Source organism: Cryobacterium melibiosiphilum, from assembly GCF_003602235.1.
Taxonomy (GTDB): Bacteria; Actinomycetota; Actinomycetes; order Actinomycetales; family Microbacteriaceae; genus Cryobacterium; species Cryobacterium melibiosiphilum.
Map to the genome: position 1 here is coordinate 43,184 of NZ_QZVS01000096.1, position 23,667 is coordinate 66,850.

General features: G+C 68.0%; 21 protein-coding genes. 15 read left to right on the top strand and 6 right to left on the bottom strand.

The window, feature by feature from the left end:
- Positions 1-23: 23 nt before the first annotated feature.
- The 4 genes from D6T64_RS19475 to D6T64_RS19490 are packed head-to-tail and all read right to left on the bottom strand — an operon-like array spanning position 24 to position 6,898.
- A complete protein-coding gene (locus D6T64_RS19475; RefSeq protein ID WP_119976345.1) occupies positions 24-2,360 on the bottom strand; it encodes a hydantoinase B/oxoprolinase family protein in 2,337 nt (778 codons plus the stop codon).
- A gap of 43 nt (positions 2,361-2,403) precedes the next feature.
- Positions 2,404-4,530 carry a hydantoinase/oxoprolinase family protein gene (locus D6T64_RS19480; protein ID WP_119976346.1) on the bottom strand — a complete coding sequence of 709 codons (2,127 nt, stop codon included), beginning with the start codon at positions 4,528-4,530 and terminating at the stop codon, positions 2,404-2,406.
- Positions 4,531-4,532: 2 nt separating this feature from the next.
- Positions 4,533-4,985: an acetone carboxylase subunit gamma gene (locus D6T64_RS19485; protein ID WP_233551436.1), complete on the bottom strand. Its 453-nt coding sequence runs from the start codon at positions 4,983-4,985 to the stop codon at positions 4,533-4,535.
- 17 nt (positions 4,986-5,002) lie between these two features.
- A complete protein-coding gene (locus tag D6T64_RS19490) occupies positions 5,003-6,898 on the bottom strand; it encodes a hydantoinase/oxoprolinase family protein (protein WP_119976348.1) in 1,896 nt (631 codons plus the stop codon).
- Between the two features lie 204 nt (positions 6,899-7,102).
- Here D6T64_RS19490 and D6T64_RS19495 point away from each other — a divergent pair, with 204 nt between their 5' ends.
- From D6T64_RS19495 to D6T64_RS19505, 3 genes are all read left to right on the top strand, one after another.
- Positions 7,103-8,932, top strand: a complete 1,830-nt coding sequence (locus tag D6T64_RS19495) for a sigma-54-dependent Fis family transcriptional regulator (RefSeq protein ID WP_119976349.1) — start codon at positions 7,103-7,105, stop codon at positions 8,930-8,932.
- A gap of 87 nt (positions 8,933-9,019) precedes the next feature.
- A complete protein-coding gene (locus tag D6T64_RS19500; RefSeq protein ID WP_119976350.1) occupies positions 9,020-9,928 on the top strand; it encodes a rhodanese-like domain-containing protein in 909 nt (302 codons plus the stop codon).
- Between the two features lie 166 nt (positions 9,929-10,094).
- Positions 10,095-10,613: a DUF2231 domain-containing protein gene (locus D6T64_RS19505; RefSeq protein ID WP_119976351.1), complete on the top strand. Its 519-nt coding sequence runs from the start codon at positions 10,095-10,097 to the stop codon at positions 10,611-10,613.
- A gap of 61 nt (positions 10,614-10,674) precedes the next feature.
- On the opposite strand, the gene D6T64_RS19510 is transcribed toward D6T64_RS19505, so the two are convergent.
- Positions 10,675-11,877 (bottom strand): acyl-CoA dehydrogenase family protein, encoded by a 1,203-nt coding sequence (locus D6T64_RS19510; RefSeq protein ID WP_119976352.1) that lies wholly within the window; start codon positions 11,875-11,877, stop codon positions 10,675-10,677.
- Between the two features lie 121 nt (positions 11,878-11,998).
- On the opposite strand from D6T64_RS19510, the gene D6T64_RS19515 reads away from it, so the two are divergent.
- The 7 genes from D6T64_RS19515 (at position 11,999) to D6T64_RS23690 (ending at position 18,392) form a co-directional block, all read left to right on the top strand.
- Positions 11,999-12,475: an Lrp/AsnC family transcriptional regulator gene (locus D6T64_RS19515; RefSeq protein WP_119976353.1), complete on the top strand. Its 477-nt coding sequence runs from the start codon at positions 11,999-12,001 to the stop codon at positions 12,473-12,475.
- 144 nt (positions 12,476-12,619) lie between these two features.
- Entirely contained in the window at positions 12,620-13,171 is a 552-nt protein-coding gene (aroQ, locus tag D6T64_RS19520) for a type II 3-dehydroquinate dehydratase (RefSeq protein ID WP_233551438.1), read from the top strand.
- Positions 13,168-14,070, top strand: a complete 903-nt coding sequence (locus D6T64_RS19525) for a shikimate dehydrogenase (protein WP_119976354.1) — start codon at positions 13,168-13,170, stop codon at positions 14,068-14,070. Before aroQ ends, D6T64_RS19525 begins: the two co-directional genes overlap by 4 nt.
- Entirely contained in the window at positions 14,070-15,944 is a 1,875-nt protein-coding gene (locus tag D6T64_RS19530; RefSeq protein ID WP_119976355.1) for a bifunctional sugar phosphate isomerase/epimerase/4-hydroxyphenylpyruvate dioxygenase family protein, read from the top strand. Before D6T64_RS19525 ends, D6T64_RS19530 begins: the two co-directional genes overlap by 1 nt.
- Before the next feature lie 29 nt (positions 15,945-15,973).
- Positions 15,974-17,341, top strand: coding sequence for an MFS transporter (locus D6T64_RS19535; protein WP_119976356.1), 1,368 nt, complete (start codon positions 15,974-15,976; stop codon positions 17,339-17,341).
- A gap of 107 nt (positions 17,342-17,448) precedes the next feature.
- Positions 17,449-18,153, top strand: coding sequence for a TetR/AcrR family transcriptional regulator (locus D6T64_RS19540; RefSeq protein WP_119976357.1), 705 nt, complete (start codon positions 17,449-17,451; stop codon positions 18,151-18,153).
- Between the two features lie 41 nt (positions 18,154-18,194).
- Positions 18,195-18,392, top strand: a complete 198-nt coding sequence (locus D6T64_RS23690) for a DUF3237 domain-containing protein (RefSeq protein WP_407643271.1) — start codon at positions 18,195-18,197, stop codon at positions 18,390-18,392.
- Here the strand turns inward: D6T64_RS23690 and D6T64_RS23555 are convergent.
- The gene (locus D6T64_RS23555; RefSeq protein WP_119976512.1) at positions 18,379-18,951 is read right to left on the bottom strand and encodes a MarR family winged helix-turn-helix transcriptional regulator; all 573 of its coding nucleotides are present in this window, start codon (positions 18,949-18,951) and stop codon (positions 18,379-18,381) included. The two genes, D6T64_RS23690 and D6T64_RS23555, sit on opposite strands and share 14 nt — an antisense overlap.
- 115 nt (positions 18,952-19,066) lie before the next feature.
- Between D6T64_RS23555 and D6T64_RS19555 the strand changes: the two genes are divergently transcribed.
- The 5 genes from D6T64_RS19555 to D6T64_RS19575 all read left to right on the top strand — a co-directional run bounded on the left by D6T64_RS19555 (position 19,067) and on the right by D6T64_RS19575 (position 23,663).
- Entirely contained in the window at positions 19,067-20,011 is a 945-nt protein-coding gene (locus D6T64_RS19555; RefSeq protein ID WP_119976359.1) for an SDR family NAD(P)-dependent oxidoreductase, read from the top strand.
- Positions 20,008-20,898, top strand: a complete 891-nt coding sequence (locus D6T64_RS19560) for an amidohydrolase family protein (RefSeq protein WP_119976513.1) — start codon at positions 20,008-20,010, stop codon at positions 20,896-20,898. Before D6T64_RS19555 ends, D6T64_RS19560 begins: the two co-directional genes overlap by 4 nt.
- Complete coding sequence (locus D6T64_RS19565; protein WP_119976360.1) at positions 20,895-22,046, top strand: acyl-CoA dehydrogenase family protein; 1,152 nt, start codon at positions 20,895-20,897, stop codon at positions 22,044-22,046. The genes D6T64_RS19560 and D6T64_RS19565 overlap by 4 nt, the downstream gene beginning before the upstream one ends.
- Positions 22,047-22,096: 50 nt before the next feature.
- Entirely contained in the window at positions 22,097-22,552 is a 456-nt protein-coding gene (locus tag D6T64_RS19570; RefSeq protein WP_119976361.1) for a MaoC family dehydratase, read from the top strand.
- A 100-nt stretch (positions 22,553-22,652) separates the two neighbouring features.
- Complete coding sequence (locus D6T64_RS19575; protein WP_119976362.1) at positions 22,653-23,663, top strand: ABC transporter substrate-binding protein; 1,011 nt, start codon at positions 22,653-22,655, stop codon at positions 23,661-23,663.
- The last annotated feature ends 4 nt before the right edge of the window (positions 23,664-23,667 follow it).

A 23,667-nucleotide genomic window follows, 5' to 3' on the forward strand; every position in this document is an offset into this window, starting at 1 on the left:
GGATGGTACGGCGTGGTGCGGCCCTAGGACTTGTGCACGACCTCCTCGCCGTACTTCTGCTCGAGTTCGCGCACCCGGGCCTCGAGCTTGCTGATCTTCAGCACCCGGCGGTCGGGAACCATGATGAGCGGCAGGTCCTCGAGTTTGCCCTTCACCCGTTCGGGTTCGAGGCCGCCCCAGTGGGTGGCGAGCAGCTGCTCGTCGTTGTCCTGGCCCCAGGATCCGAAGTACAGCAGCTCGGCCGGCGGCTCCTCCGTCACGAACTGCTTGACGAACTCCGCGTAGGGCGTGCCGCGGCTGATGCGGTCGCGGCGCAGCTGCGCGCGCAGCTCCACGGTCGCCTGCTCGTGAACGACGTAGGTGCCGGGCTCCCAGACCACGCCGTACATCGTCGTGGCGGTGTGGGCGCTGATGCGGTCGAGCTCGAGGTCGGTCACCACGAGTTCGGGGTCGCGTTCGAGAACGTCGCCGTAACCGCCGCCGGCGCCCTGGGCGATCATGTACAGCTCGCCCTCCTTGGCCACGTCGAACTGCAGCCCCATGTGCGCGGACTGGTAGTCGCCGCCCTCGAAGGGCTGCTCGTTCATGACGCGTTCCATGGACAGGTCGAACTGTGAGGGGTCCTTCCTGATCACGTCGTAGATGTTGATGTTCTTGACCATCGCGAGCGGATATACCGGGCAGCCGTAGCCGCCGAACATGCCGGGCACCGAGGAGAACTTCGACCCACTGGTGACGGTCATGAAACCCCAGCTGGGTGTGCCGCGGGAGGCGACGATCATCTCGTAGCCCATGCCGCCGCGAAACTTGCCGAAGCCTTGGTTGTCGCGCACCAGGCGCTTGCTGACCAGCTGCAGGAACGGCACCTCTTCCTCCATGACCTCCTGCTCGCCGATGTCGGCCATCGCGCAGAACAGCGGCGCCACGGCGTCTTCGCCGTCGCGGAACGCCTTCGCGCCGCCGCCCATTCCGTTGAGGTCGGCGCACAGGTTGCCGACCTGTTCGCCGTTCTGCGTGGTGCCGCCCCAGAGAAAATCGTTGATCTGGTTGAACCAGGGCGCCACGACGTTCGAGTATTTCTGCGGGGACGAGAACTGCATCTTGGCGAACGCCGTCTGCAGGGCCGAGAACCCGCGGAAGGAGGCCTGCAGCGACTGGCCGACGGGGGCGTCGTAGCCGGCATCCGCCCAGCTGTGCTCCTCGGTGATGACCTCGATCGGGCTCAGCGCGCCCGTCGAGCGGGGCAGGTCGGGCCACCAGTACGACAGGATGGCCTGCGCCATGAACGACTTCGTCGAGGCGAGCGGCGAGTTGATGGCCCGGTTCAGGATTTCCGGGCCGGTCCCGGTGAGGTCGACGATCATCCGCTCACCCGTGATAGTGATCTTGCAGGCGAACTTGATCAGGATGTTCTCTTTGAGGGTCGAGTCGACGAACTGGTTGAAGGTGACCGTGCCGTCGGGCAGCTCGCCGATGCGGCGCTTCACCTCGGTCTCGACGTCTTCGACGGTGACCCGCAGCGAGGCCACGAAGGTCTCCTGGCCGACCTCGTCGATGAGGCGGTCGACGGTGTCCATGATGCGGCGCACCGCGCCCATCTTCACCTTGATGTCGGCGAGCATGAGCTTCGGGTCGCGGGTGGAATGCTGCAGAAAGGTCAGCAGGTCGCGGCGCAGGTGCCCCTTCTCGACGATCTTGATCGGTGAGGCCCGCAGGCCGTCGTCGAACGGCGTCTCGGAGCCGCTCGGCATACCTCCCGGCTCGCAGGCGCCGTTTTCGCCCTCGTGGATGGTCGCGCCGACCCAGGCGATGATGACGCCGCCGCGGATGACGGGCACGAGCATCGACTGGTCGGTGTTGTGCACCATGCCGAAGCGCGAGTCGTTGTGGAAGAAGCCGTCACCCGCGTTGATGCCGACGGTCGGTTCGTCCTTCCAGTTCTTCATGATGTAGCGGATGGGGTGGTGCAGCACCGCGGAGAAGGCGATCACCCCGCGGTTGGAGAGGTAGGTGACGTCGCCCTCGGCGGTGTAGACCGCGCAGGAGAGGTCGGCCCACTTGGCGCCGGGTGCCGCGCCCATGCTCTCGCACATTTCGAAGGCCTCGTCGAGGGCACCGGCCAGGCGCTTGCGGATGCGGTCGATCTCGAGCGGGTCGATGCCCTGCGCGATGCACTCCTCTTCATACGCGGTGCGCGGCATGATCTCGTGGTGGCGCATGATGGCCGGGTCCGGGCCGAGAAAAAGTGTGGTCTCGTCCATGAATTTGTCGACCCACTGCTGTTCCTGGTCGCTCAGCAGCTGGGTTTCGTCGTCGCCGTCGGGGCCGGCGGGGGTGAACTGGTCGGTTGTCAGTGTCATTGTTCTCAAGCTCCTTTGCTTGTGTTCGAAGTGAGGGAAACGATCAGGCGCTGAGCAGCCACACGGCGCCCTGCACGGTCGGCTCGAGCCGCCAGCCCGGTTCGACCAGGTAGGTCGTGTTCTCGGTCGTCACGATCGCCGGACCGTGAATGACGTACTCGTGCGTGAGCGCTTCGGCGTCGTAGACGGGCGTGTCGACGGCGCCCGCGATGCCGGTGAAGTGCACCATCCGGCGGGCGACCGGCTCCGGTTCGGTCTTCTCGCCGCCGGCGAGGATCGACTCGAACTTGATCACCTCGCCCTCGATGTACGACGCCACCCGAATCGTCTGCACCCGGATGCCGGCCTCGGGCGCCTGGGTGCCCTCGCCATAGCGCTCGCCGAAGATCTCCGAGAACGTCTTGATCAGGTGCAGCACGTCGGCGACCCCGTTGACCCGGTTGATGTCGAACGCGACGGCGGTGGTGACGAGCTGGTTGCCGTAGCGCATGTCCATTTCGAGGCGGTAGCGAACATCCGCCCGGTCGTAGCCCTGGCGCACGAGGTCCTCTGCGCCCTTCGCTTCGAGTTCGGCGATGTAGCCGTTGAGCGCCTCGTACTGGTTGTACAGGCTGCGTTTGATGGCCTCGTAGAGCACGACGTAGGCGCTGCGCTCGTGGATGTGCAGCGGCCGCATATTGCCGGCGCCGAGGGCGGAGAACACCGAGGCGAACGGGGGAAACAGGATGCGGCTGATGCCGGCGCTCGCCGCGATGCCGCAGGCGTGCAGTGGGCCGTTGCCGCCGTAGGCGAGCATCGTGTAGTCCTCGATCAGGCCGCCGCGGGAGCGCAGCTCCTTTTCGATTCCAATCGCCATCTGCTCGTCGACGGTCTTCTTGATGACCTTCGCGACCTCCACCGCGTCGAGGTCGAGCTCGTCGCTGAGAGTCTCGTCGATCACGTAGATCGAGCGCTTCCGGTTGAGCTTGATGTGCCCGTTGGCGTAGTTGTCGGGGTCGAGATAGCCGAGCACGAGGTCGGCATCCGTCACCGTGGGCCGCAGCCCGCCGCGGTCGTAGCAGGCCGGACCCGGGTCGCTGCCGGCGGACTCCGGACCGATCTGGATCGCGTGGTGGATGCGGTTGTAGGCCGCGATCGAGCCGCCGCCGGCGCCCAGGGTGTTCAGGTGGATCATCGGCGCCGAGACCATCCAGCGCCCGATCGTGGGCTGGAAGTCGTAGTGCCGCACGCCGCCCTCGGGTACCAGGCCGATGTCGAAGGAGGTGCCGCCCATGTCCATCGACACCACGTCGCCGAGCCCGGTCGATTCTGACAGGTGCGAGGCCGCGCCGACGCCGGCGATCGGTCCGGAGTGAATCGTCTGCAGGGCATCCGTCGAATTGGGCTGGGCCATGCCGCCGGAGTTGTGGATCACGAGCATCGGTTTCTCGTAGCCGGAGTCGCGCAGGTTGTTCGAGAGCTGGTTGAGGGCGTGGAACATGGTCTCGTGCAGGAAGGCGTCGACGATCGTGGCCATGGCGCGTACGTATTCGCCCTTGCGGCCGGAGACCTGGCTGCTCAGCAGCACCGGGATCGACCCGAGCTCGTGCGTGGGGTACTCGTCGAGGATGATCTCGAGGATGCGGTCCTCGTGCACCGAGTTCTCGGTGGCGTTGGTGAGGGCGACCACGATCGCCTCGGCGCCGTTGTCCACGAGCTCGCGCACCATGGCACGCACGTCGTCGTACATCAGCGGCACGAGCACCTCACCGACGGAGTCGATGCGTTCTTTCACCGAGCGGATGAGGCGGCGCGGCACGAGCGGGTCGGGCCGCTGGGCGTCGGGCATGTCGCCCTGTTTGACGCCGTCGAGTCCTTCGCCGTAGCCACGGCCGCGGGAGAGCGGGATGGTGTCCTCGAATCCGTGGGTGACGATCGCGGCGACCCGGGGGCCCTTGCCCTCGATCAGGGCATTGGTGCCGAGGGTCGTCGCGTAGCGCACCGAGTCGACCTCGCGCAGGGCGGTGTCACGGCTGATGCCGGCCCGTTCGCAGGCCCGGTCGAGGGCCTCGTTGAAGCCGAGGGCCAGGTTGTGGTGGGTGGTGAGGGCCTTCGATTCGATGTACTTGTCGTCCCAGACGAAGAAGCAATCGCTGAAGGTGCCGCCGATGTCTACCGAGATACGTTTCACGGTCAGTGCCCTTCGGTCGTGGTGCCGCGGTGGGAGTGGGAGTGGTGGGCGACGGAATCGAACCGGGCACTCAGGTCGGTTTCGGCGTTCTCGCCGGGACCGTAGTTGACGACCTCTTCGGGGTTGCCGCCGTGGGTTTCCCACTTTTCGCGCAGCGAGTCGATGTCCCAGAGCATGTCGACGGTCGGCGGATGTCCCGGCGGCAGGTATTCGGCCTCGATCTGGGTGCCGCAGGTGGGGCAGTAGAACTCCAGGATGCGGCAGAAGGTGGGGTCGGGCGAGAACGTGAACTCGTACTTCTCCGGGTCGATCACCGGCGGATGGATCTCCCGCGGGTCCCGGTCGTAGACGAGGGTGCCCTCCTTGTAATTGCCGCGGGCGTCGCCGAAGTCGTGGGCGCAGATGCGGCAGATCCAGCGCTCGGTGTCAAGGTCGATGAGCAGATATTCGGTCATGGGGACTCGCATGGTGGTTACCGTCCTGATTCGGGGTTGGGGGTGCTCGCAGTGTCTGAGGCGGTGTCGTTCAGCAGCAGGTCGCCGGCGGTGGAGACGTTCAGGGTCCAGCCCTGCGGAACGCGGGCGGTGAAGAACGGGCCCTCCACGATGGCGGGGCCGTCAGCGCGGGCGCCGGGCACCTGGTCGTCGAGCTGGAAGACCTCGACGGTGTCGATGCGGTCAGCGGATGCCCGCACCCGGCGGGTTCCGCTGGCCACGGCGGGGCTGTGTTCGGAGGGGGTACCGCCGTCGAGGTGCGGGTGCGGCAGCCGGTAGGTCGCCGTGAGCAGCAGCACCTCGTGCTCGTCTTCGACGAGGGTGCTCCAGGCGAGGTCGCAGTCGGCGATGTCGTGACCTTCCTGGAACATGTCGCGCGAGGCATCCGTCAGCATCTGCTCGCGGGCGTCGGCGACCGCGGCGGCGGAGAAGCCGGTGATGGTGACCTCGTAGGACTGGGCAATGTCGCTGAAGCTGATGCCGTAGGCCGAGAACACCGCGGCCAGGCGCGGCACCAGAACCTGCGTCACCCCGGCAGTGCGGGCGGCGCTGCACGCGTTCATCGGACCGCCGCCGCCGAACGCGGCGAGGGTGGTGCCGCGGGTCGGGTCGACGAGGTGCGCGAAGCTCTGCGCGAGCCGGTCGGAGTAGGTGCGCTCCATGCGGATCAGGGCCTCGTCGAGGGTGATGCCGAGCGGCTCGGCGATCGTCGCGGTGATCACGGCCCGGGCGCGGTCGGCGTCGAGGGCCAGTTCCCCGTTCAGGTAGGTGGCCGGGTCGAGCACGCCGAGCAGCAGGTTGACGTCGGTGATGGTGGCCCGGGTGCCGCCGAACCCGAAGCAGGCCGGGCCGGGAGCGGCGCCGACACTCTCGGGGCCGACGGTGATCTCGCCGTCCTGCACGGCGATGATCGAGCTGCCGCCGACACCGCTCGAGTGCACGTTGCTCATCTCGTAGGAGATGTCGACGCCCTGGATCGATCCGCGTCGGTCGACCGCGATCGTGGAGTCTTCGACCACGCCGACATCGGTCGTCGTGCCGCCGACGTCGATCATCAGCACGCTCGGCAGGCCGTAGGCCTCGGCGAGGGCGCGGGTGCCTTCGAGGCCGCCGCGGGGCCCGGAGGAATAGGTCTTCAGGGCGACGGACTTGGCGACGCGGGAGGAGGCGCCGTCGTTGCGGTAGATGAGCAGCGGGTTCTTCATCTTGTAGGCCCGCAGCCGGTGCTCGGCGCTGTAGAGGAAGCGTTCCACGGTGGGGTGCAGGAAGGAATTGAGGATGCCCGACCAGATCTGGCGCGGCCGGGAGGTGTCGCTCGCGAACTCGCGGGAGAACAGGATCGGCACCGAACCGAGCAGGTGCCGGGGAAAGTTCCTGAGCATCGTGCGCTTGTACAGGTGCTCGCGTTCGAGGCTCGACGCGGCCACGACGAGGCGTTCGGCGCCGGCCGTGGTGAGCCGGTTGATCTCGGCGACGAGTTCGCTCGCGAGCTCGTCGTCGGCGCCGTGCGGGGAGACCACGCTGATGCGGGCACCGACGAGGTCGTCGAACAGGCCGGCCTTGGTCTCGGTTCCGCGCAGGGTCGCCGCGAGCGTCGGGTCGTCGGTGATGACCCCGATCAGCGGGCCCTTGCGTTCGACCAGGGCGTTGGTGCCCTGCGTCGAGCTGTAACGGATGTGCCGGGTCGAGTGCAGCAGGTCGGCCAGGTTGGCCTCGCCGTAGAGCAGGACCGAGGCTTTGGTCATGCCGTCGAACAGGCACTGGGACAGGTCGACGGGGGTGGTCAGGGTCTTCGTGAACGTGAAATCGGTGCCGGTGCCAACCACGATGTCGGTGAGCGTTCCCCCGTTGTCGATGTTGATGAGTCGTTCCATGAGCGCTCCTTTGCGTCAGGTACTTGCGTCAGGTACTTGCGTCGAGTGGTGTCGCTGGGCGGTGTCGCTGGGCCCTGCGAAACGGCCACGAACCTCAGCGTGCGGCCCCGGGCATCCGTGTCGATGTCCCAGATTGGGACACCGGTCAGGTAGCGCCGGGCCGGCGTTCCAAGGCATGCTTGCAAGGTCCACAAGGGAGTAGACATGCCGCACGCCCGTCTCAAGCGCCTCAAGATCGCCGCCGCGCGCGCGGATTTTCTGCGTGTCGGGCGGGCGCAGGCCGCCGCGGTGCCCGGCGACGCGGTGCCGAGCGTGGTGGCCGCCTCCTGGCAGCGGTCCTTCACCGCGGGGGTCAACGCGGCGACGGCCCAGGCCGCCTTTCACGCGGACCTCGACATGTCGAGCCGGCTGATGCGATGTGCCCGGCCGGTGATCGCCCGCCTCGGCGACGAGATGGCGCAGATGCCGCTGAGCATCGTGCTCACCGACAACCGGGCGCGCATCCTCAGCCGCTCGGAGACGGACGAGACCATCGCCCGCCAGCTCGATGACGTCTCGCTTGCCCAGGGCTTCAACTATGCCGAGGGCTCGGTGGGCACCAACGGGATCGGAACGGTGCTGGAGTCGGGCCAGCCACTCTACATCGTGGGTCCGGAACACTTTCACGAGCAGTTGCAGCCGTTCGCGTGCGCGGGAAGCCCGATTCGCGACCCGCTGACCGGACGGATCGAGGGCGTGCTCGACATCACCTGCCTGAGCGAATTCGCGAGCCCGCTGATGCACTCCCTGGTGCGTTCGGCCACCCACGACATCGAACACAACCTGCTGGCCGACCGCAGCCTGCGCCAGCAGGCCCTGTTCGACACCTTCGTGCGGGTGGATGCGCGCAGCCGCGGCGCCGTGATGGCCGTCGGCGGCACGATGGTGATGGGCAACGCCGCCGCGCAGAATCTGTTCGGCGCGGCCGAGCAACGCACGATTCACGAGCACGCCCGCTACCTGATGCTGGGTGTGGGAACGGCTTCGGATCGCATCGAACTCTCCAGCGGCCGCTGCGTCTCCCTGCACGGGAAACGGGTTGTCGTGGGCAGCGACGTGGCTGGCATCGTGCTCACCGTGGAGGTCCTGGCGGAGATCTTGGCGGCACCGACTGTGCCGGCGTCGGCATCGCCGCCCCGGTCGCCGGTGGCTTCGGCGGCGCCGCAGCGTGGCCCGTCACTGCTCGGCAAGCGCGCCGTGGAGGGGGTCTCGCGGGCGCTCCTCGCGCGCACCGCCCTGCTCGTCGTCGGCGAGGCCGGCTGCGGAAAGCTGTCGCTCGTGATCGAGCGCTACCGCCTGGACGTTCCGGACGGACACAGCGTGGTGGTGGCCTGCGCCCAGGCCGACCGGGCCGATCTCGCGGTGGCCCGCGCCGTGCTGGCGCGCACCGGGCCCGGCGATCGGCCGGGCCCGGTGCTCGTGGTCTTCACCAACATTGACCGGCTGGACACGGCCGGCGTGCTCGAGCTCGAGGCCTTCTTCGTGCAACTCGCGGCGAGTGCGTGGCCCGTGTCGGTGGCCGCGACGGTAGCTCAGGACTCCGTCAACGCGGATCTTCCGTTTCAGCAGTTGCTCGCCCACTTCGGCCAGGCCGTGACCGTGGCTCCGCTGCGGCATCGGATCGACGAGCTGCCCGATCTCGTCGCGGGGCTGCTGCAGGGCCTGCCGCCCCGCCGCGGGGCGACCCTGAGCCCGGCGGCCCTTCGCCTGGTCTGCCGCTACTCCTGGCCTCGCAACATTCGCGAACTGCGGCAGGCACTCGAGTTCGCGCTGCTGCGCCGGCCCGTCGGCGAGATTCAGGAGGACGACCTGCCCGGCCACTGCCACAGCGGTGCCGCACGCCTGCTGACCCCACTCGAGACCGGGGAACGCGACCTCATCGTGTCGGCACTGAACGACGCGCACGGCAACCGGGTGCACGCCGCCGCGGCCCTCGGCATTGCGCGGTCGTCGCTGTACCGCAAGATCAAGAGCTTCGGGATCGACGCGGCGTAGTCATCCGACCGCATTTGCCACCCGCCCGGATACCCCATAGGGTATACACGTCGGCTCGAACGAGCCGGGTGGAGCGAGGGTGAATTCGTGAGCATTCTGGTCAGAGACCTCGGAGCCTGGACCGGTCGCCGCTGGCTGCTCGCGGCCGGCACCGCGGCAGCGGCTTTCATCGGTATGGTCGCCGCCGGCGGTCTGGTCGTGACAGCGGATGCCGCACTCGGCAACCCGAGCGTCGCGGCGTGGTGGGCCCTTCCGGCCGTCGTCGTCGTTTCCGCGCTCGTTGCCATGGTCGTCGCCAGCTACGTCAACACGCCCATCGGCGCCGACGCGACGATGTGCGACACCCGCTGGCCCCTGTTCGGCCTGGTCGGGATCTACCTCGCGACGGAGCTGCGCTCCCTGGAACCGGTGCTCAGCACCCCGGTTCGCCCCGTCGTGGCGCTCGCCGCGGTCACCCTGCTCGTCTGGGCACTGCGCTCGCGGCTCGCGAAGGAACACCGCGCGACCGCCGCCCGGGTCGCCGACTCCGATGCCCAGCCGGGGGGAGGTCTGCACCACCTGCCGGCCGCTGTTCGTCCGCGCGGCGCGGCCCGCCGCATCCGCTCTCACCCCACCAGAAAGCCACCCATGAAGAAGACCCTCGCCACCCTCGTGCTCGCCCTCACCGCCGTCTTCGGCCTGGCCGCCTGCGCGCCGACCGCCGACCCGATCGAGGTGACGGCGAACACCGTGGTGATCGACGTGCGCACCGCGGCCGAGTACGACGCCGGACACCTCGAGGGCGCCGTCAACATCGACGTCGAGTCCGCCGATTTCGACGCCCTGGTCGGGGCGCTGCCGACCGACGGCGAGTACGTGGTCTACTGCGCCAGCGGCAACCGGTCCTCCGGCGCCGTGCTGCGCATGGCCGACCTCGGCTTCACCGCGGTGACGGATGCCGGCGGCATCTCCGCCGCCGAGTCCGCGACCGGCCTCGCGGTCGTCGCTGCCCCCTGACCTGCTGACCCCTGACCCGCTGGGCGCGTTCACGGTCGGCCGCCACTTAGCGCAGCCTGTCCTTCGTGGCGCGCCGGGCGCCCGGTCCCTAGCATGATGCTGTACAGGCAGTCCAGGGCGTGCTGGGCTTCAGCCGATCGCGGTGCTGCCTGGCTCAAGGAGCATCATGTTTGACGTCTTTTTCGGCCTCCCCATGCATCCATTCGTCGTGCACGCGACGGAAGTAACGGTGCCCCTGGCCGCGCTGCTCGTCGTGCTCGCGGCCGCCTGGCCACGTTTTCGCCGGTGGGCCGGGTACTTGCCCCTCGGCGCGGCGCTGGCCGCGCTCGTGCTGGTGCCACTGTCGACGGAGTCGGGCGAGGCGCTCGAGCACCGGGTCGGCGAGAACGCGCTCATTGAAACGCACTCCGACCTGGCGGAAGGGCTGCTCCCGTGGGTTGCCGGGCTGGTCGTCGTCGCGGCCGCGCTGCTCTGGTTCACCCTTCGTGAGCGCCGGGCGAAGTCGGCGCGCACGGGCGCAGAAGCCTCCGTGCGGCGCGACCCCAAGTGGATGGCGATCGCCCTGATCGTGCTCGCGCTCGTCGCCGCGACCGGAACGACGGTTCAGGCCATCCGTATCGGCCACAGCGGCGCGACGGCGGTCTGGTCCGAGGACATGGGCGCCCCGGCGCCCGCCGGGGACTAGGCCGGCGCGGCCCCGCGCCGATTCGATTCGGGGCGCGGCCGCGCCCGCGCCTCCGTGCGGCCTACTGGAAGGCAGAGATGCCGGTGATGGCGCGACCGACGAGCAGGGTGTTGATCTCGTAGCTGCCCTCGTAGCTGTAGACGGCTTCGGCGTCGGCGAAGACGCGCGCCATGCCGAAATCGGTACTGATGCCGTTGCCGCCGAGCAGGCCGCGGCCGAGCGCGGCCGATTCGCGCATGCGGGCGCTTCCTGAGGCCTTCGCCATGGCCGCGTGCTCGGGTCGCAGGGTGCCCGCCTGCTGCAGCTGCGCGATGCGCACCATCGTGCCGAGCGAGGCGGTGGCGTTCTCGAGCATGCGCACGAGCTTGTCCTGCACGAGCTGGAACGAGGCGATCGGCTTGCCGAACTGGGTGCGCTCGAGGGCATAGCGCAGCGAGTAGTCGTAGGCCGCGAACTGCAGGCCCACGGTCTGCCAGGCCACCCAGACCCGGGAATTGGTCAGCAGGGCGTTGGTGTCGCAAAAGGCGGATGCCCCGGGCAGCCGATCTGCCTCGCTCACCACGACATCCGCCAGCGTGATCGTGGCGTTCTGCACGATGCGCAGCGCGATCTTGTTCTCGATTTTCACGGCGTTGAACCCGGCGGTTCGGGAAGCCACGATGAAGCCCTTCACCTGGGCGTCGGCGGTGTCGCGGGCCCAGACCAGCACGTGGTCGGCGAAGGTGCCGTTGCCGATCCAGCGCTTCACGCCGTTCAGGGTCCACGAGTCGCCCGTGCGCGTCGCCGTGGTCTGCATGTTGCGCGAGATGTCCGAGCCGTGGTCGGGTTCGGTCAGCGCGAACGCGCCGATCGTGCGCAGGGCGAGGGCATCGGGCAGGTAGCGTTCGCGTTGCTCCGCCGAGCCGAGCTGGGCGATCGCGGCGGTGAAGAGCTCGCTGTGCACGCCGAGGAAGGTCGACATCGACGTGTCGACGCGGGCGAGCTCGAGGTGCATGAAGCGGTGCAGAAGGTAACTTTCCCCGGCGGCAGGCATGCCCACGAGGTGCAGGGCGGCGAGCGTGGGCACAACAGCGAACGGAAACTCTCCGCGGTCCCAGTGGTCGGCGACCAGCGGGCGCACGTCGAGCTCGAAAACCTCGCGGGCCGCGTCGAGTCGCAGGCGTTCGGCGGGCGTGAGCAGGTCTTCATAGCCCAGGAAATCGGCGGAGTGGAAGCCGGCGGTCGTGCAGTCGGCTGCGACGGCGGCATGCTCCGCAATGCTCATGGGGTCCTCTCTGACCGGTGCTCTCGAGCCTGCGCCATTAGCATCCGCTGCACAACGTCACGATTTCAATCCGTGCAAAGTGCACGCGTGAACCCCGGCGTGCCGTGCCATACTGCGGTACATGCCCACCATCGACGCGATCGACGCCCGCATTCTGCTCGCCCTCAGTGATGACGCCCGGCTCGCTGGGGTTGAGATCGCCCAGCGCCTCGGGCTCTCACGCAACACCGTGCAGAGCCACCTGGCCCGGCTGGAGTCCGGAGGCTTTCTCGCCGCCATCGACCGCCGCGTCATTCCGCGGGCGCTCGGCTATCCGCTGACGGCCTTCGTGTCGGCGCTCGCCGACCAGCACCGCCTCGCCGAGATCGAGATTGCTCTCACGACGATCCCGGAGGTCGTGGAGGTGCACGGCGTGGCGGGGGAGAGCGACGTGATGATCCAGATCGTCGCCCGCGACGCCGATGACCTCTACCGCATCGCCGGCGTGATCCTGGCGACCCCGGGCATCCAGCGCACCGAAGTGGCCCTGTCGATGCGGGAGATGGTCGCCTACCGCACCCGGCCGCTGCTCGAGAAAACCGCGGCCCCGCGCGACTGAGGGGTGTCGGGCGCGCCCTCGTTCTTCAAGGGTCTTGACACTGGCCCGTCCTGCGTTTCACAATGTACTAACTAGTACGTACTGAAGCGCGACTGTGACCACCAACACAGCGACCACGGACACAGTGACCAAGGATATGAATCAATGATGATTTCGGATCGAACAGACCTGCCGGACTCCGCGAGCCTGCCCCTCGTGCTCGTCGTGAACGGGCCCAATCTCAACCTGCTGGGCACCCGAGAGCCGGCCACCTACGGCTCCGAGACGCTCGCCGATGTCGAACAGCGCATCACGGCGGCGTGCGGCCGGCTCGGCCTGCGCGCCGAGTTCGTGCAGAGCAACCACGAGGGCGTGCTCATCGACGCGATCCACGCGGCGCGCGGCCGTGCCACGGGTCTCATCATCAACGCCGGCGCCTACACCCACACCTCGGTCGCGCTGCGCGACGCGATCCTGGCCGTGGAGCTGCCGATGGTCGAGGTTCACCTCACCAATGTGCACGCCCGCGAACCGTTCCGCCATCACTCCTACCTCTCCGACATCGCGCAGGCCGTCATTGTCGGTGCCGGGCCGCTCGGCTACGTCTTCGCCCTCGAACTGCTCGCCCGTCGCCGCGCCGCGCCGGGCAGCGCGCCGATTGTGGCAACGGATGCCGCGGCATCCGCTGCCGACACCGTCACGGCGGCCGTCGCATGACCGCGGCCACCAGCTTTCTCGTCGGCCTGATCGGCGAGGGCATCACCGCCTCGCTGACTCCGCCGATGCACGAGCGGGAGGGTCGCCACCTCGGGTTCGAGTACGACTACCGCACCCTGGACCTGCTGGAACTCGGCCGGGCGCCGGGGGATGTCGGTGCCCTGCTCGCGGAGTGCCGTGATGCCGGTTACGCCGCCCTGAACGTGACACACCCCTGCAAGCAGCTCGTCATTCCCTTTCTCGACGAGCTTGACCCCGCTGCCGAGCACATGGGCGCCGTCAACCTCGTGCTCATTCGCGATGGCCGCTTCCTCGGCCACAACACCGACTGGACCGGCTTTCGCTCGGCCGTGCTCGCCGGCCTGCCGGACGCTCCCCGTGACCGCATCGTGCAGTTCGGTTCCGGCGGCGCCGGCTCCGCGACCGCCTACGCGCTGCTCACCCTCGGCGTGGCGCACCTGGTCATCGTCGACGTGTTGCCCGAACGCGCCCAGGCTCTCGTCGACCGCTACGCCCCGCTGTTTCCGGCACAGGAGGTGGTCGCGGGCACCCCGCAGACGCTCGGTTCCGACCTCGCGACCGCCGACGGAGTCGTGCACGCCACCCCCACCGGCATGAAGGAACACCCCGGCCTGCCCTTCGACGTGACCGCGCTCGCCGCCACCGCCTGGGTCGCCGACATCGTCTACCGCCCGATCGACACCGAGCTGCTGGCCGCCGCCCGGCGGCGGGGACACCAGGTGCTCGACGGGGGACGGATGGCGGTGGGCCAGGCCGCGGACAGCATCCGTCTGATCACCGGCCGCGAACCCGACGCCGAGCGGATGCGTGCCCACTTTCTCGAGCTGCTCGGCGACGACGCGGCCCTCTCGGCCGCGGCCACGGGAGGGCGGGCCTGATGCGTTCCTCCATCGCGACCGTGTGCATCAGCGGATCACTCGGCGACAAGCTCACCGCGATCGCCGATGCGGGATTCGACGGCTACGAACTCTTCGAACTCGACCTCGTGACCAGCCGCCTGTCGCCCGAAGAGGTCGTCTCTCGCTCGGCCGACCTCGGGCTGTCGATCGACCTCTACCAGCCGTTCCGTGACTTCGAGGGCGTGACATCCGACACGCTCGCGCTCAACCTGCGCCGGGCCGAACACAAGTTCGCGCTGATGAACCGGCTCGGCATCGACACCATGCTGCTCTGCTCCAACGTCGGCACCGCGACGCTGCCCGGCGACGCCGTCGCGATCGACCAGCTCGGCGCGCTCGCCGCCCTCGCCGAGACGAACGGCGTGCGCATCGCCTATGAAGCCCTCGCCTGGGGAAAATTCGTCTCGACCTACGACCACGCCTGGGACCTCGTGAAGCAGGTCGACCACCCGGCCCTCGGAGTCTGCCTCGACAGCTTCCACATCCTCTCCCGCGGCAGCGACCTCGAGACGATCGCGACCATCCCGGGCGAGAAGATCTTCTTCTGCCAGCTGGCGGATGCCCCGCTGATGAACCTCGACGTGCTCAGCTGGAGCCGCCACTACCGCCTGTTTCCGGGGGAGGGCAGCTGGGACCTCGCCGATTTCGTGGCCCGGATCGTGCACGCCGGCTACCAGGGCCCGCTCTCGCTCGAGGTCTTCAACGACGTCTTCCGGCAGGGCGACCCCTGGGTCACCGCCCGGGATGCCCGCCGCTCGCTCGTCGTGCTCGAAGACGCCGCCCGCGCGGCCCGGCTGCCGGCCCCGGCCGTCGTCGTTTCGGGCGCCGCGCCGGCCCCCGCGCTGCTCACGGGCTTGCCGGCCGTCGATGCCAGCCGCGGCTTCAGCTTCATCGAGCTGCAGCCGGGCGCCGGAACCGCCGTCGACGTGGCCCTTACCCAGCTCGGGTTCACCCCGCGGGGCCGGCACCAGCGCAAGAACGCCGAACTCTGGTCGCAGAACGAGGTTCACGTGATCGTCAACCACGACCTCGCGGGAGTGCAGCCGCGGGTCGCGGCCCTCGGCTTCGAGGTCACCGACGTGCAGCGGGCGTCGGCCCGCGCGGTCGCCCTGCGCTCGCACCTGCTGCCCCGCGACCGCGCCACCGACGAAGACGTTCTCGACGGCATCCTGGCACCCGACGGCACCGAGGTGTATTTCAGTGAGCGTGACGGCGAAGCGCCGAGCTGGCTGGGCGAATTCGGCCCCGCCGACCCGGCCGAGGCACCCGCGTCGGCAGCCCTGCCGCCGACCGGCATCACCCACGTCGACCACGTCGCACTCGTGCAGCCGTGGCAGCGCGCCGATGAGGCCGTGCTCTTCTACCAGAGCATCCTCGGGCTCGTCGTCTCCGACGGCCTCGACCTCGCCGGAGAGGCGGGACTCGTGCGCAGCCGCAGCCTCGTCACCGCTGACCGCGGCATCCGTCTCGCGCTGAACGTGACGCCGTTGCAGCCGGGGGCGACGGATGTCTACCCCAACCACGTCGCGCTGCACACCGACGACCTGGTCGCCACGGTCACCGCGCTGCGGGCGCGCGGCGCCCGGTTGCTGCCGATTCCGCAGAACTACTACGACGATCTCGATGCTCGCCTCGACCTCGGCAGCGAGGTCATCACGACGCTGCGCGCGCATGAGATTCTTTTCGACCGTGACGAGCGCGGCGATTTTCTGCACGTCTACACGATGCCGGTCGGCCAGTTCTTCTGCGAGATCGTGCAGCGCACCGGCGACTATGACGGCTACGGAGCGGCCAACGCTCCCGTGCGGCTCGCGGCCCAGCGCGCCGAGGAACGCCAGCACCACACCGATTAACCTCCCCCTCACACAGAACAGGATCAACGATGACTCCTCCTTTGACCGCTCCCGCCCCGGGAAGCGCGCCCAGCGTCACCCAGGCCAATCCACGCCGCGCGGCGGCCGCCGCCTGGATCGGCAGCGCCCTCGAGTACTACGACTTCTTCATCTACGGCACCGCCGCGGCGCTCGTCTTCGGCCGGGTCTTCTTTCCCGACAGCAACCCGCTCGCCGGCACCCTGCTCGCCCTGGCCACCTTCGGCGTCGGCTACCTCGCCCGCCCGATCGGCGCCCTCGTGCTCGGCCACCTCGGCGACACCGTCGGCCGCAAGAAGGTGCTCGTCTTCACGGTGCTGCTGATGGGGATCTCGACCGTGCTGGTGGGCTTCCTGCCGAGCTACGAACAGATCGGGGTCGCCGCGCCGATCCTGCTGGTCGTGCTGCGCCTGGCCCAGGGCTTCTCGGCCGGCGGCGAACAGGCCGGCGCCAACTCGATGTCGATGGAACACGCCCCCGACCACCGCCGGGCGTTCTTCACGAGCTTCACACTCAGCGGAACCCAGGCCGGGCAGATCTTCGCCACCGCGGTATTCATTCCGGTCGCGCTGCTGCCCGAGGCCGACCTGCTCAGCTGGGGCTGGCGCATCCCGTTCTGGATCAGCGCCATCGTGATCGTGGTCGCCTTTCTCATTCGTCGCACCCTCGACGAGACCCCGGTCTTCACGGCCGAGGTCGCCGGCGGCGCCGTCGCCGAGGTGCCCGTGCGGGTGCTGTTCCGCGACCACTGGCGGGGAGTGCTGCGCGTGATCGCCGCCGCCCTGATCGCCTCCGTCAGCACGATCTTCACCGTTTACGCCCTGAGCTTCGCCGTGAACACGGTGGGGCTGGACCGCACCACCATGCTCTGGGTCGGGGTGCTGGCCAACGTGGCCGCGCTCGGCACGATCCCGCTGTGGGCCATGCTCAGTGACCGGGTCGGCCGCAAACCCGTCTTCATCACGGGGTCGCTCGGCTGCGCGGCGCTGATGTTCGCCTACCTCTACGCCATCTCGATCGCGAACTACCCGCTCATCTTCATCGTGGGTATCGGCATGTTCGGCTTCATCTACACGGCCACCTCGGCCGTCTGGCCGGCCTTCTATGCCGAGATGTTCCCCGCCGCCGTGCGGCTCTCGGGCATGGCCATCGGCACCCAGATCGGCTTCGCGGTTGCCGGATTCGCGCCGACGATCGCGATCGCCGCGGCCGGGGACGGCCCCAACGCCTGGCTGATCGTGGCCGCCATCACCGCGGTCATCTGCCTGATCAACGTGATCGCCGTCGCCACCGCCAAGGAGACCTTCCGGGTGCCGATGAACGAGCTCGGGCTGAAGCCCGGGGCAACCGTTCGCCAATCCGGTTCGGTCAAGGTGTAGGCGGCACCAGCGGATAGGGTGGGGAACCGGCGAGCACGACGGCCGGCTTCCCCGGCCTGCATTCCAGGTGTGGGACGGTAGAACGGCACGAAGGTCGAAGGAGAACCATGAACGCGATCGTCGCGGAGGACGGCCCGCTCCGCCGTGATCCGGAGCGCACGAAGCGCGAGATCCTCGAGGTCGCCACGGCCGAGTTTTCGGCGAGCGGCTTCGCCGGTGCCCGCGTGGACCGCATCGCGGAGCTGACCCGCACGACCAAGCGCATGATCTATTACTACTTCGAATCCAAGGAAGGCCTGTACCTCCAGGTCATGGAGCGGGCGTACGCGCTGATCCGCACCATCGAGCGGCAGCTCGACGTGGCGGGACTGACCCCGGTCGACGGCCTGCGCGCCGTCGCGGAATTCACCTACGACCACCACACCAGCCATCCAGACTTCATCCGTCTCGTCAACATCGAGAACATCCACCGGGCCGAGCACATCGGCAAGTCGGCCGTGATCCACGACCTCAACTCGACCGCGATCGACACCCTCGACGACCTGCTGCGCCGCGGAGTCGCGTCGGGCGAGTTTCGCACCGATATCGACGCCCTCGACCTGCACCTGCTGATCAGCTCCTACTGTTTTTTCCAGGTCGCCAATCGCTATACGTTTCGCACCCTGTTCGGTCGGGACATGCTCGAACCCGAGCGGCACTCGTATTACCGCCGGCTGGTCGGCGATATGATCGTGGCGACCATGACTGACCTGGCCCGTCCCGATCTGATTCAGCCGGCCTCGGGCAGTGACCGGTCGGGGCCGCTCCGCTAGAGACGACGGATGGCGACCGCATCTCGGTTTGCAACTTCGGACTGCGCTCAGGGACGCCTGAGGATATTCAGAAGCTGGTGCGCGGCGAGTCGGTGGATCCCGCGCGGATGTACTTTCGGTGCAGCATCCGTCTGGACGCTGCCGGGCAACGACGGTCGTGGCTGCGTTCCAAAATAATCATCGAAACGGACGAGCGGTTCACGAACAGCGTGCGTCTCAAGCTCTTCAACGTGGAGTGACGCCCTCGATGGGTGGGGTCTGGTCGAAGGCGATGCGGCGCAGCAGTGAGCGCAGTTGCTCGCGCTCGGCCGGGCTGAGATCACGCAGGGAGTCGTCTTCGGCGGCCTGGATGACGGCCGCGGCCTGCCGGTAGAGTATCCGGCCGGCGGCGGTGGCTACGATCACCTTGGAGCGACGATCGCGCGAGTCCTGCTCGCGGGTCACCGCGCCCCGATTTTCGAGGTGGTCGACCAAGGCGACGATCTGGCTCGGGTCGAGGCTGAGAAAAGCCGCGAGTTCGCGTTGGGAGGGATTCTGGCCGCTGCAGGCCAGGGACAGAACTGAATACGACCGCACGCGCAGGTCGAGTTCGGCGAGCATGGCATTGGCGCGACTTGATCCGATCGACCGAGCCCGCGCGGTCATGAACTCGATCTCGTTGGCCAGGTCCGTGTCGTGCAGCCGGTCCGGGTCGCGCAGTCGGACCCCGATCGCGTCGGCCGACCCCGGTGAGTCGGCTGCGGCGGCGGTGGTCGCCGGTGAGGCGGGCACCGTTGCGCCGGGAATGGACTCTGTCATTGTCATAGAATAAACCATACCTTTTTAGTTGACTTTTTCAACGGTATAGGTTTTCATGGGTTTTACAGCAGCACCAACCCGTGGCACCGACGCCACACCTGAGCTAGGAGTCACAATGACGTTGACCGGCAAAGTACTGAGTGGCAAGGTCGCAATCGTGACCGGTAGCGGCCGAGGCCTCGGCCTGGCCTATGCGCAGGAACTGGCGCGGCAGGGAGCATCTGTTGTGATCAACGACGTCGACCAGCTGATCGCCGATGACGCCGTCGCCAGCATCACGAACGCTGGCGGCCAGGCCGTCGCCGTGGTCGCCCCGGTGGGCTCGACCGCCACCGCGCAGCAGCTCGTCGCCCAGGCCGTGGAGAGCTTCGGCCGCCTCGACATCCTGGTGACCAATGCGGGCGTGCTGCGCGACACCGTGGTCTGGAAGATGACCGACGACGACTTCGACACCGTCATCAACGTACACCTGCGTGGCACGTTCACCTGCGTGCGCGAGGCCGCCATCCGCTTTCGCGAACAGGGCGAGGGCGGCCGCATCATCTGCATCGGCTCGCCCACCGGCCAGCGCGGCAACTTCGGCCAGACCAACTATGCCGCCGCGAAGGCCGGCATCGTGGGCATGGTGCGCACCTGGTCGATGGAACTGGCCCCCGCCAACGTCACCGTCAACGCCGTCGTGCCCGTCGCGGCGACCGCGATGACCGACACCGTTCCCTTCTTCAAGGCCTTCAACGACGCCGCGGCCCGCGGCGAGACCATGCCGCCCTTCGCCCGCCGCGTGCTCGGCTACGGCACCGCCCAGGACGTCGCCGGGGTCGTCGGGTTTCTCGCCTCCGACGCCGCGGCAGGCATCACCGGCCAGGTCGTCGGTTCCGGCGGCGACCGCATCCAGCTTTGGTCGCACCCCGAGGTCGTCGCGACCGCCTTCGAAACCGGCGGCTGGACCGTCGAAACCCTCAGCGAAGACTTCTCCTCGCTGTTCGGGGACAAGCTCCAGAGCGTGGGCGAGAAGCTGCCCGAACTGCCCGCCGAGCTGCAGCCCACCGCGGCAAAATAGCCATGGTCTACGAACTGGGCTTGAACGTTGACGCGCTCACGGCCATCGACACGCACGTGCACATCGAGGTCGGTGACGACGGGCACAACGCCCTGCCGCAGCCGCTCGTCGACGCCGCGAGCAAATATTTCAAAACGGATGCCCCGCGCCCCGGCCTCGATGAGATCGCTGCGATGTACCGCGAACGCGCGATGGCCGCGGTCGTCTTCACCGTCGACGCTTCCCGCAGCCTGAATCATCGCCCCAACAGCAGCGAGGAGATCGCGGTCGGCGCCGCGCGCAACAACGACGTGCTGATTCCGTTCGGCTCCGTCGACCCCACCCGGGGAGCGGATGCCGTGACCCAGGCCCAGCGCCTGGCCGGCGATTTCGGGGTGCGCGGCTTCAAATTCCACCCGACTGTGCAGAACTTCAACCCGAGCGACGAGCAGTTCTACCCGCTCTGGGCCGCGCTGCAGGACCTCAGGCTGCCGGCGCTCTTCCACACCGGACAGACCGGCATCGGCTCGGGCCTGCCCGGCGGTTTCGGCCTCAAACTCGGATTGTCCAACCCGATGCTGCTCGACAACGTCGCCGCCGACTTTCCCGCGCTGCCGATCATCATGGCCCACCCGAGCGTGCCGTGGCAGGACGAAGCCCTCGCCGTCGCCACACACAAACAAAATGTCTACATCGACCTGTCCGGGTGGTCGCCGAAGTACTTTCCCGAAAACCTCGTGCGCCAGGCCAACTCGTTCCTGCAGGACAAAGTGCTCTTCGGCAGCGACTTTCCCCTGATCAGCCCCGACCGCTGGCTGAAAGACTTCGCCGACCTCAACCTCAAAGACGCCGTGCGGCCCAAAATCCTCAAGGACAACGCCGTGCGCTTGCTGAAGCTCGCCTCATGACCGCGTTCTACCCGAGCGACCAGTTCGGCTACTCGACCCTGCTCACCGACCGCGAACTCGACCTGCTGGCGGACCTCCGCACGGTGCTCGAGGCCGACGTGCAGCCACTGCTCGCCGACCACTGGGAGGCGGGAGAGTTTCCGTCTGAGATCGTGCCGAAACTGGTCGAGCTCGACCTCATGAACCGGGGCACCAGCGCGCTCTGTGGGGGCTTTCGCAATTTCGAACTGGCCCGCACCGACGCATCCGTCGCCACGTTCTATAACGCCCAGTCCGGGCTGTTTCGCACCAGCGTGAACCTGGGCGGCAGCCCGGAGCAGGTCGCCGCGCTCGACGCGAAGATCACGCGCTTCGAGTACACCGGGGTCTTCGCGTTGACCGAGCCCGATCACGGCTCCGACATCGCCGGCGGGCTCGCCACCACCGCCCGCCGCACCGGCGACACCTGGGTGCTCAACGGCCGGAAGCGCTGGATCGGCGGCGCCTCGAGCGCCGACGTGCTCGCCGTTTTCGCCCGCGACGAAGCCGACGGCCAGGTCAAGGCCTTTCTGGTGCCGACGGATGCCCCCGGCGTCACCCTGCAGAAGATCCAGCGCAAAACCAGCCTGCGCATCATGCAAAACGCCGACATCGACCTGGTGAACGTACGGGTGGGGGAGACCGACCGGCTGCAGCGCATCAACTCGTTCAAGGATGTCGCAGCCCTGCTGCGGTCGATGCGCTCCGATGTGGCCTGGATCGCGACCGGCCTGCAGGCCGGCGCCTACGAAGCGGCCCTGCGCTACGTGAAGACCCGCGAGCAGTTCGGCAGGCCGATCGCGTCCTTTCAGCTCACCCAGCAGAAGCTCGCCACCATGCTCGGCAACGTGACGGCCTCGCTCGGCCTGGTCGTGCGGCTCACCCAGCAGCAGGAGGCCGGCGTCTTCACCGAGGAGAACTCGGCCCTCGCCAAGATGTTCTGTTGTGAGCGGATGCGCCACACCGTCGCCCTGGCCCGCGAGGTCGTGGGCGGCAACGGCATCACCCTGGACACCGATGTCGCCCGGTTCCACGCCGACGCCGAGGCCGTGTACTCCTACGAGGGCACGCACGAGATCAACAGCCTCATCGTGGGCCGGGCCGTGACCGGCCACAGCGCTTTCCTCTAATCTCCCTCGTCGTTTTCTCCACGTCGTCATCCCTATATATAAGGAGCACCATGAGCACGACCACCACCACCTTCGCCGAACTGCCCGGCTTGGCCGGAACCGACCTCGGCTACACCGACTACATCGAGGTCGACCAGACCCAGATCGACACCTTCGCCGACGCGACCGATGACCACCAGTGGCTGCACGTCGACCCGGTCAAGGCCAAGGACGGCCCCTTCGGCACCACCGTGGCGCACGGTTTTCTCACCCTGTCGCTGGCGATTCCGTTCTGGACCGAGCTGCTCGACGTGACCGACGTCACCACCAAGGTCAACTACGGCCTCGACAAGGTGCGGTTTCCCGCCCCCGTGACCGTCGGTTCGAAGATCCGCATGCGGGCGACTATCGCATCGGTCACCGAGATCGCCGGCGGCGTGCAGCTCGGTGTCGACCAGACCATCGAGATCGAGGGCGGCACCAAGCCGGCCGTCGTCGCGCACGGACTGTACCGCTTTTACGTGTGACCCACAGTTTTTACGTCTGACCCGCAGTTTTACGTGTGACCCGCATTCGCTCCACCGCAGAACACCACACCCCTCACAGTCACCTCAAGGAAGAGGCACTATGTTTCATGTCACCGCACGGTCATCCCGCACCCTGGCCGGCCTGGCCGGCTTCGCCCTCGTCGGCCTGGCCCTCACCGGCTGCTCGGCGGCCGCCACCCCGACCGGCGACGCCACCGACGCCACCAGCGATGCCGCCGACGGGGCGCTGACGCCGGTCACCGTGGGTGTGCTCGCCATCGCACCGTCGGTCGCCATGCAGTACGGCATCGACGAGGGCATTTTCGAGGAGCACGGCCTCGACCTGACGTTGCAGACCGGGCAGGGCGGCGCGGCGATGCTGCCCGCCGTCTACGCCGGCAGCATGGACTTCGCCGTGGGTAACCCGCTCTCGGTCATGGTGGCCGTGGACAAGGGCCTCGAAATGCAGATCGTCACCGGCTACAGCAATTCCAAGGCCGAGGGCGACGACATCAACGGGGTCGTCGTGCGCTCCGACTCCGGCATCGAAAGCTTCGCCGACTTGGAGAACAAGACGGTCTCGGTGAACGCGGTCAGCACCCAGGGCGACCTCACGATCAAGGAGAGCACCGCGATCGACGGCGGCGACCCCTCGTTGATCAACTTCAACGAGATGCCGTTCCCCGACATGGAGGCCCAGCTCGCCGCGAGTAACACCGACGCCATCTGGCTGCCCGAGCCGTTTCTGAGCAAGGCGCTCGCCAGCGAGGACTTCACACTCATCGGCTACCCGAACCAGCAGGCCCTCCCCGGCCTGCCCACGATGGTGACGTTCACGAGCGCCAAATACGCTGCGGACAACGCCGACACGCTGGCGAAGTTTCGAGATGCCGTGGAAGAGACCCTCGCCCTGGCCGAAGCCAACCCCGACGATGTGCGCGCCACGTTGCCCGCCTTCATGGGTATGGACGCGGGTGTCGCCGAGAACATGAAAATGGAAACCTTCGACGGCGAGGTGCAGACCGATGTTCTCGTCGACCTCGGCGAACTCATGCAGAAGTACGCGGTGGTCACCACGGCCCCCGACGTTTCAGCGCTGATCGCCGGCTAGCGCC

Excerpts from the sequence above, each read along its gene's own strand:
- D6T64_RS19475 (WP_119976345.1), bottom strand. The coding sequence starts at position 2,360 with ATGACACTGACAACCGACCAGTTCACCCCCGCCGGCCCCGACGGCGAC.
- D6T64_RS19485 (WP_233551436.1), bottom strand. The coding sequence starts at position 4,985 with ATGACCGAATATCTGCTCATCGACCTTGACACCGAGCGCTGGATCTGC.
- D6T64_RS19490 (WP_119976348.1), bottom strand. The coding sequence starts at position 6,898 with ATGGAACGACTCATCAACATCGACAACGGGGGAACGCTCACCGACATC.
- D6T64_RS19495 (WP_119976349.1), top strand. The coding sequence starts at position 7,103 with ATGCCGCACGCCCGTCTCAAGCGCCTCAAGATCGCCGCCGCGCGCGCG.
- D6T64_RS19505 (WP_119976351.1), top strand. The coding sequence starts at position 10,095 with ATGTTTGACGTCTTTTTCGGCCTCCCCATGCATCCATTCGTCGTGCAC.
- D6T64_RS19510 (WP_119976352.1), bottom strand. The coding sequence starts at position 11,877 with ATGAGCATTGCGGAGCATGCCGCCGTCGCAGCCGACTGCACGACCGCC.
- D6T64_RS19515 (WP_119976353.1), top strand. The coding sequence starts at position 11,999 with ATGCCCACCATCGACGCGATCGACGCCCGCATTCTGCTCGCCCTCAGT.
- aroQ (WP_233551438.1), top strand. The coding sequence starts at position 12,620 with ATGATGATTTCGGATCGAACAGACCTGCCGGACTCCGCGAGCCTGCCC.
- D6T64_RS19525 (WP_119976354.1), top strand. The coding sequence starts at position 13,168 with ATGACCGCGGCCACCAGCTTTCTCGTCGGCCTGATCGGCGAGGGCATC.
- D6T64_RS19530 (WP_119976355.1), top strand. The coding sequence starts at position 14,070 with ATGCGTTCCTCCATCGCGACCGTGTGCATCAGCGGATCACTCGGCGAC.
- D6T64_RS19535 (WP_119976356.1), top strand. The coding sequence starts at position 15,974 with ATGACTCCTCCTTTGACCGCTCCCGCCCCGGGAAGCGCGCCCAGCGTC.
- D6T64_RS19540 (WP_119976357.1), top strand. The coding sequence starts at position 17,449 with ATGAACGCGATCGTCGCGGAGGACGGCCCGCTCCGCCGTGATCCGGAG.
- D6T64_RS23555 (WP_119976512.1), bottom strand. The coding sequence starts at position 18,951 with ATGACAGAGTCCATTCCCGGCGCAACGGTGCCCGCCTCACCGGCGACC.
- D6T64_RS19555 (WP_119976359.1), top strand. The coding sequence starts at position 19,067 with ATGACGTTGACCGGCAAAGTACTGAGTGGCAAGGTCGCAATCGTGACC.
- D6T64_RS19565 (WP_119976360.1), top strand. The coding sequence starts at position 20,895 with ATGACCGCGTTCTACCCGAGCGACCAGTTCGGCTACTCGACCCTGCTC.
- D6T64_RS19570 (WP_119976361.1), top strand. The coding sequence starts at position 22,097 with ATGAGCACGACCACCACCACCTTCGCCGAACTGCCCGGCTTGGCCGGA.
- D6T64_RS19575 (WP_119976362.1), top strand. The coding sequence starts at position 22,653 with ATGTTTCATGTCACCGCACGGTCATCCCGCACCCTGGCCGGCCTGGCC.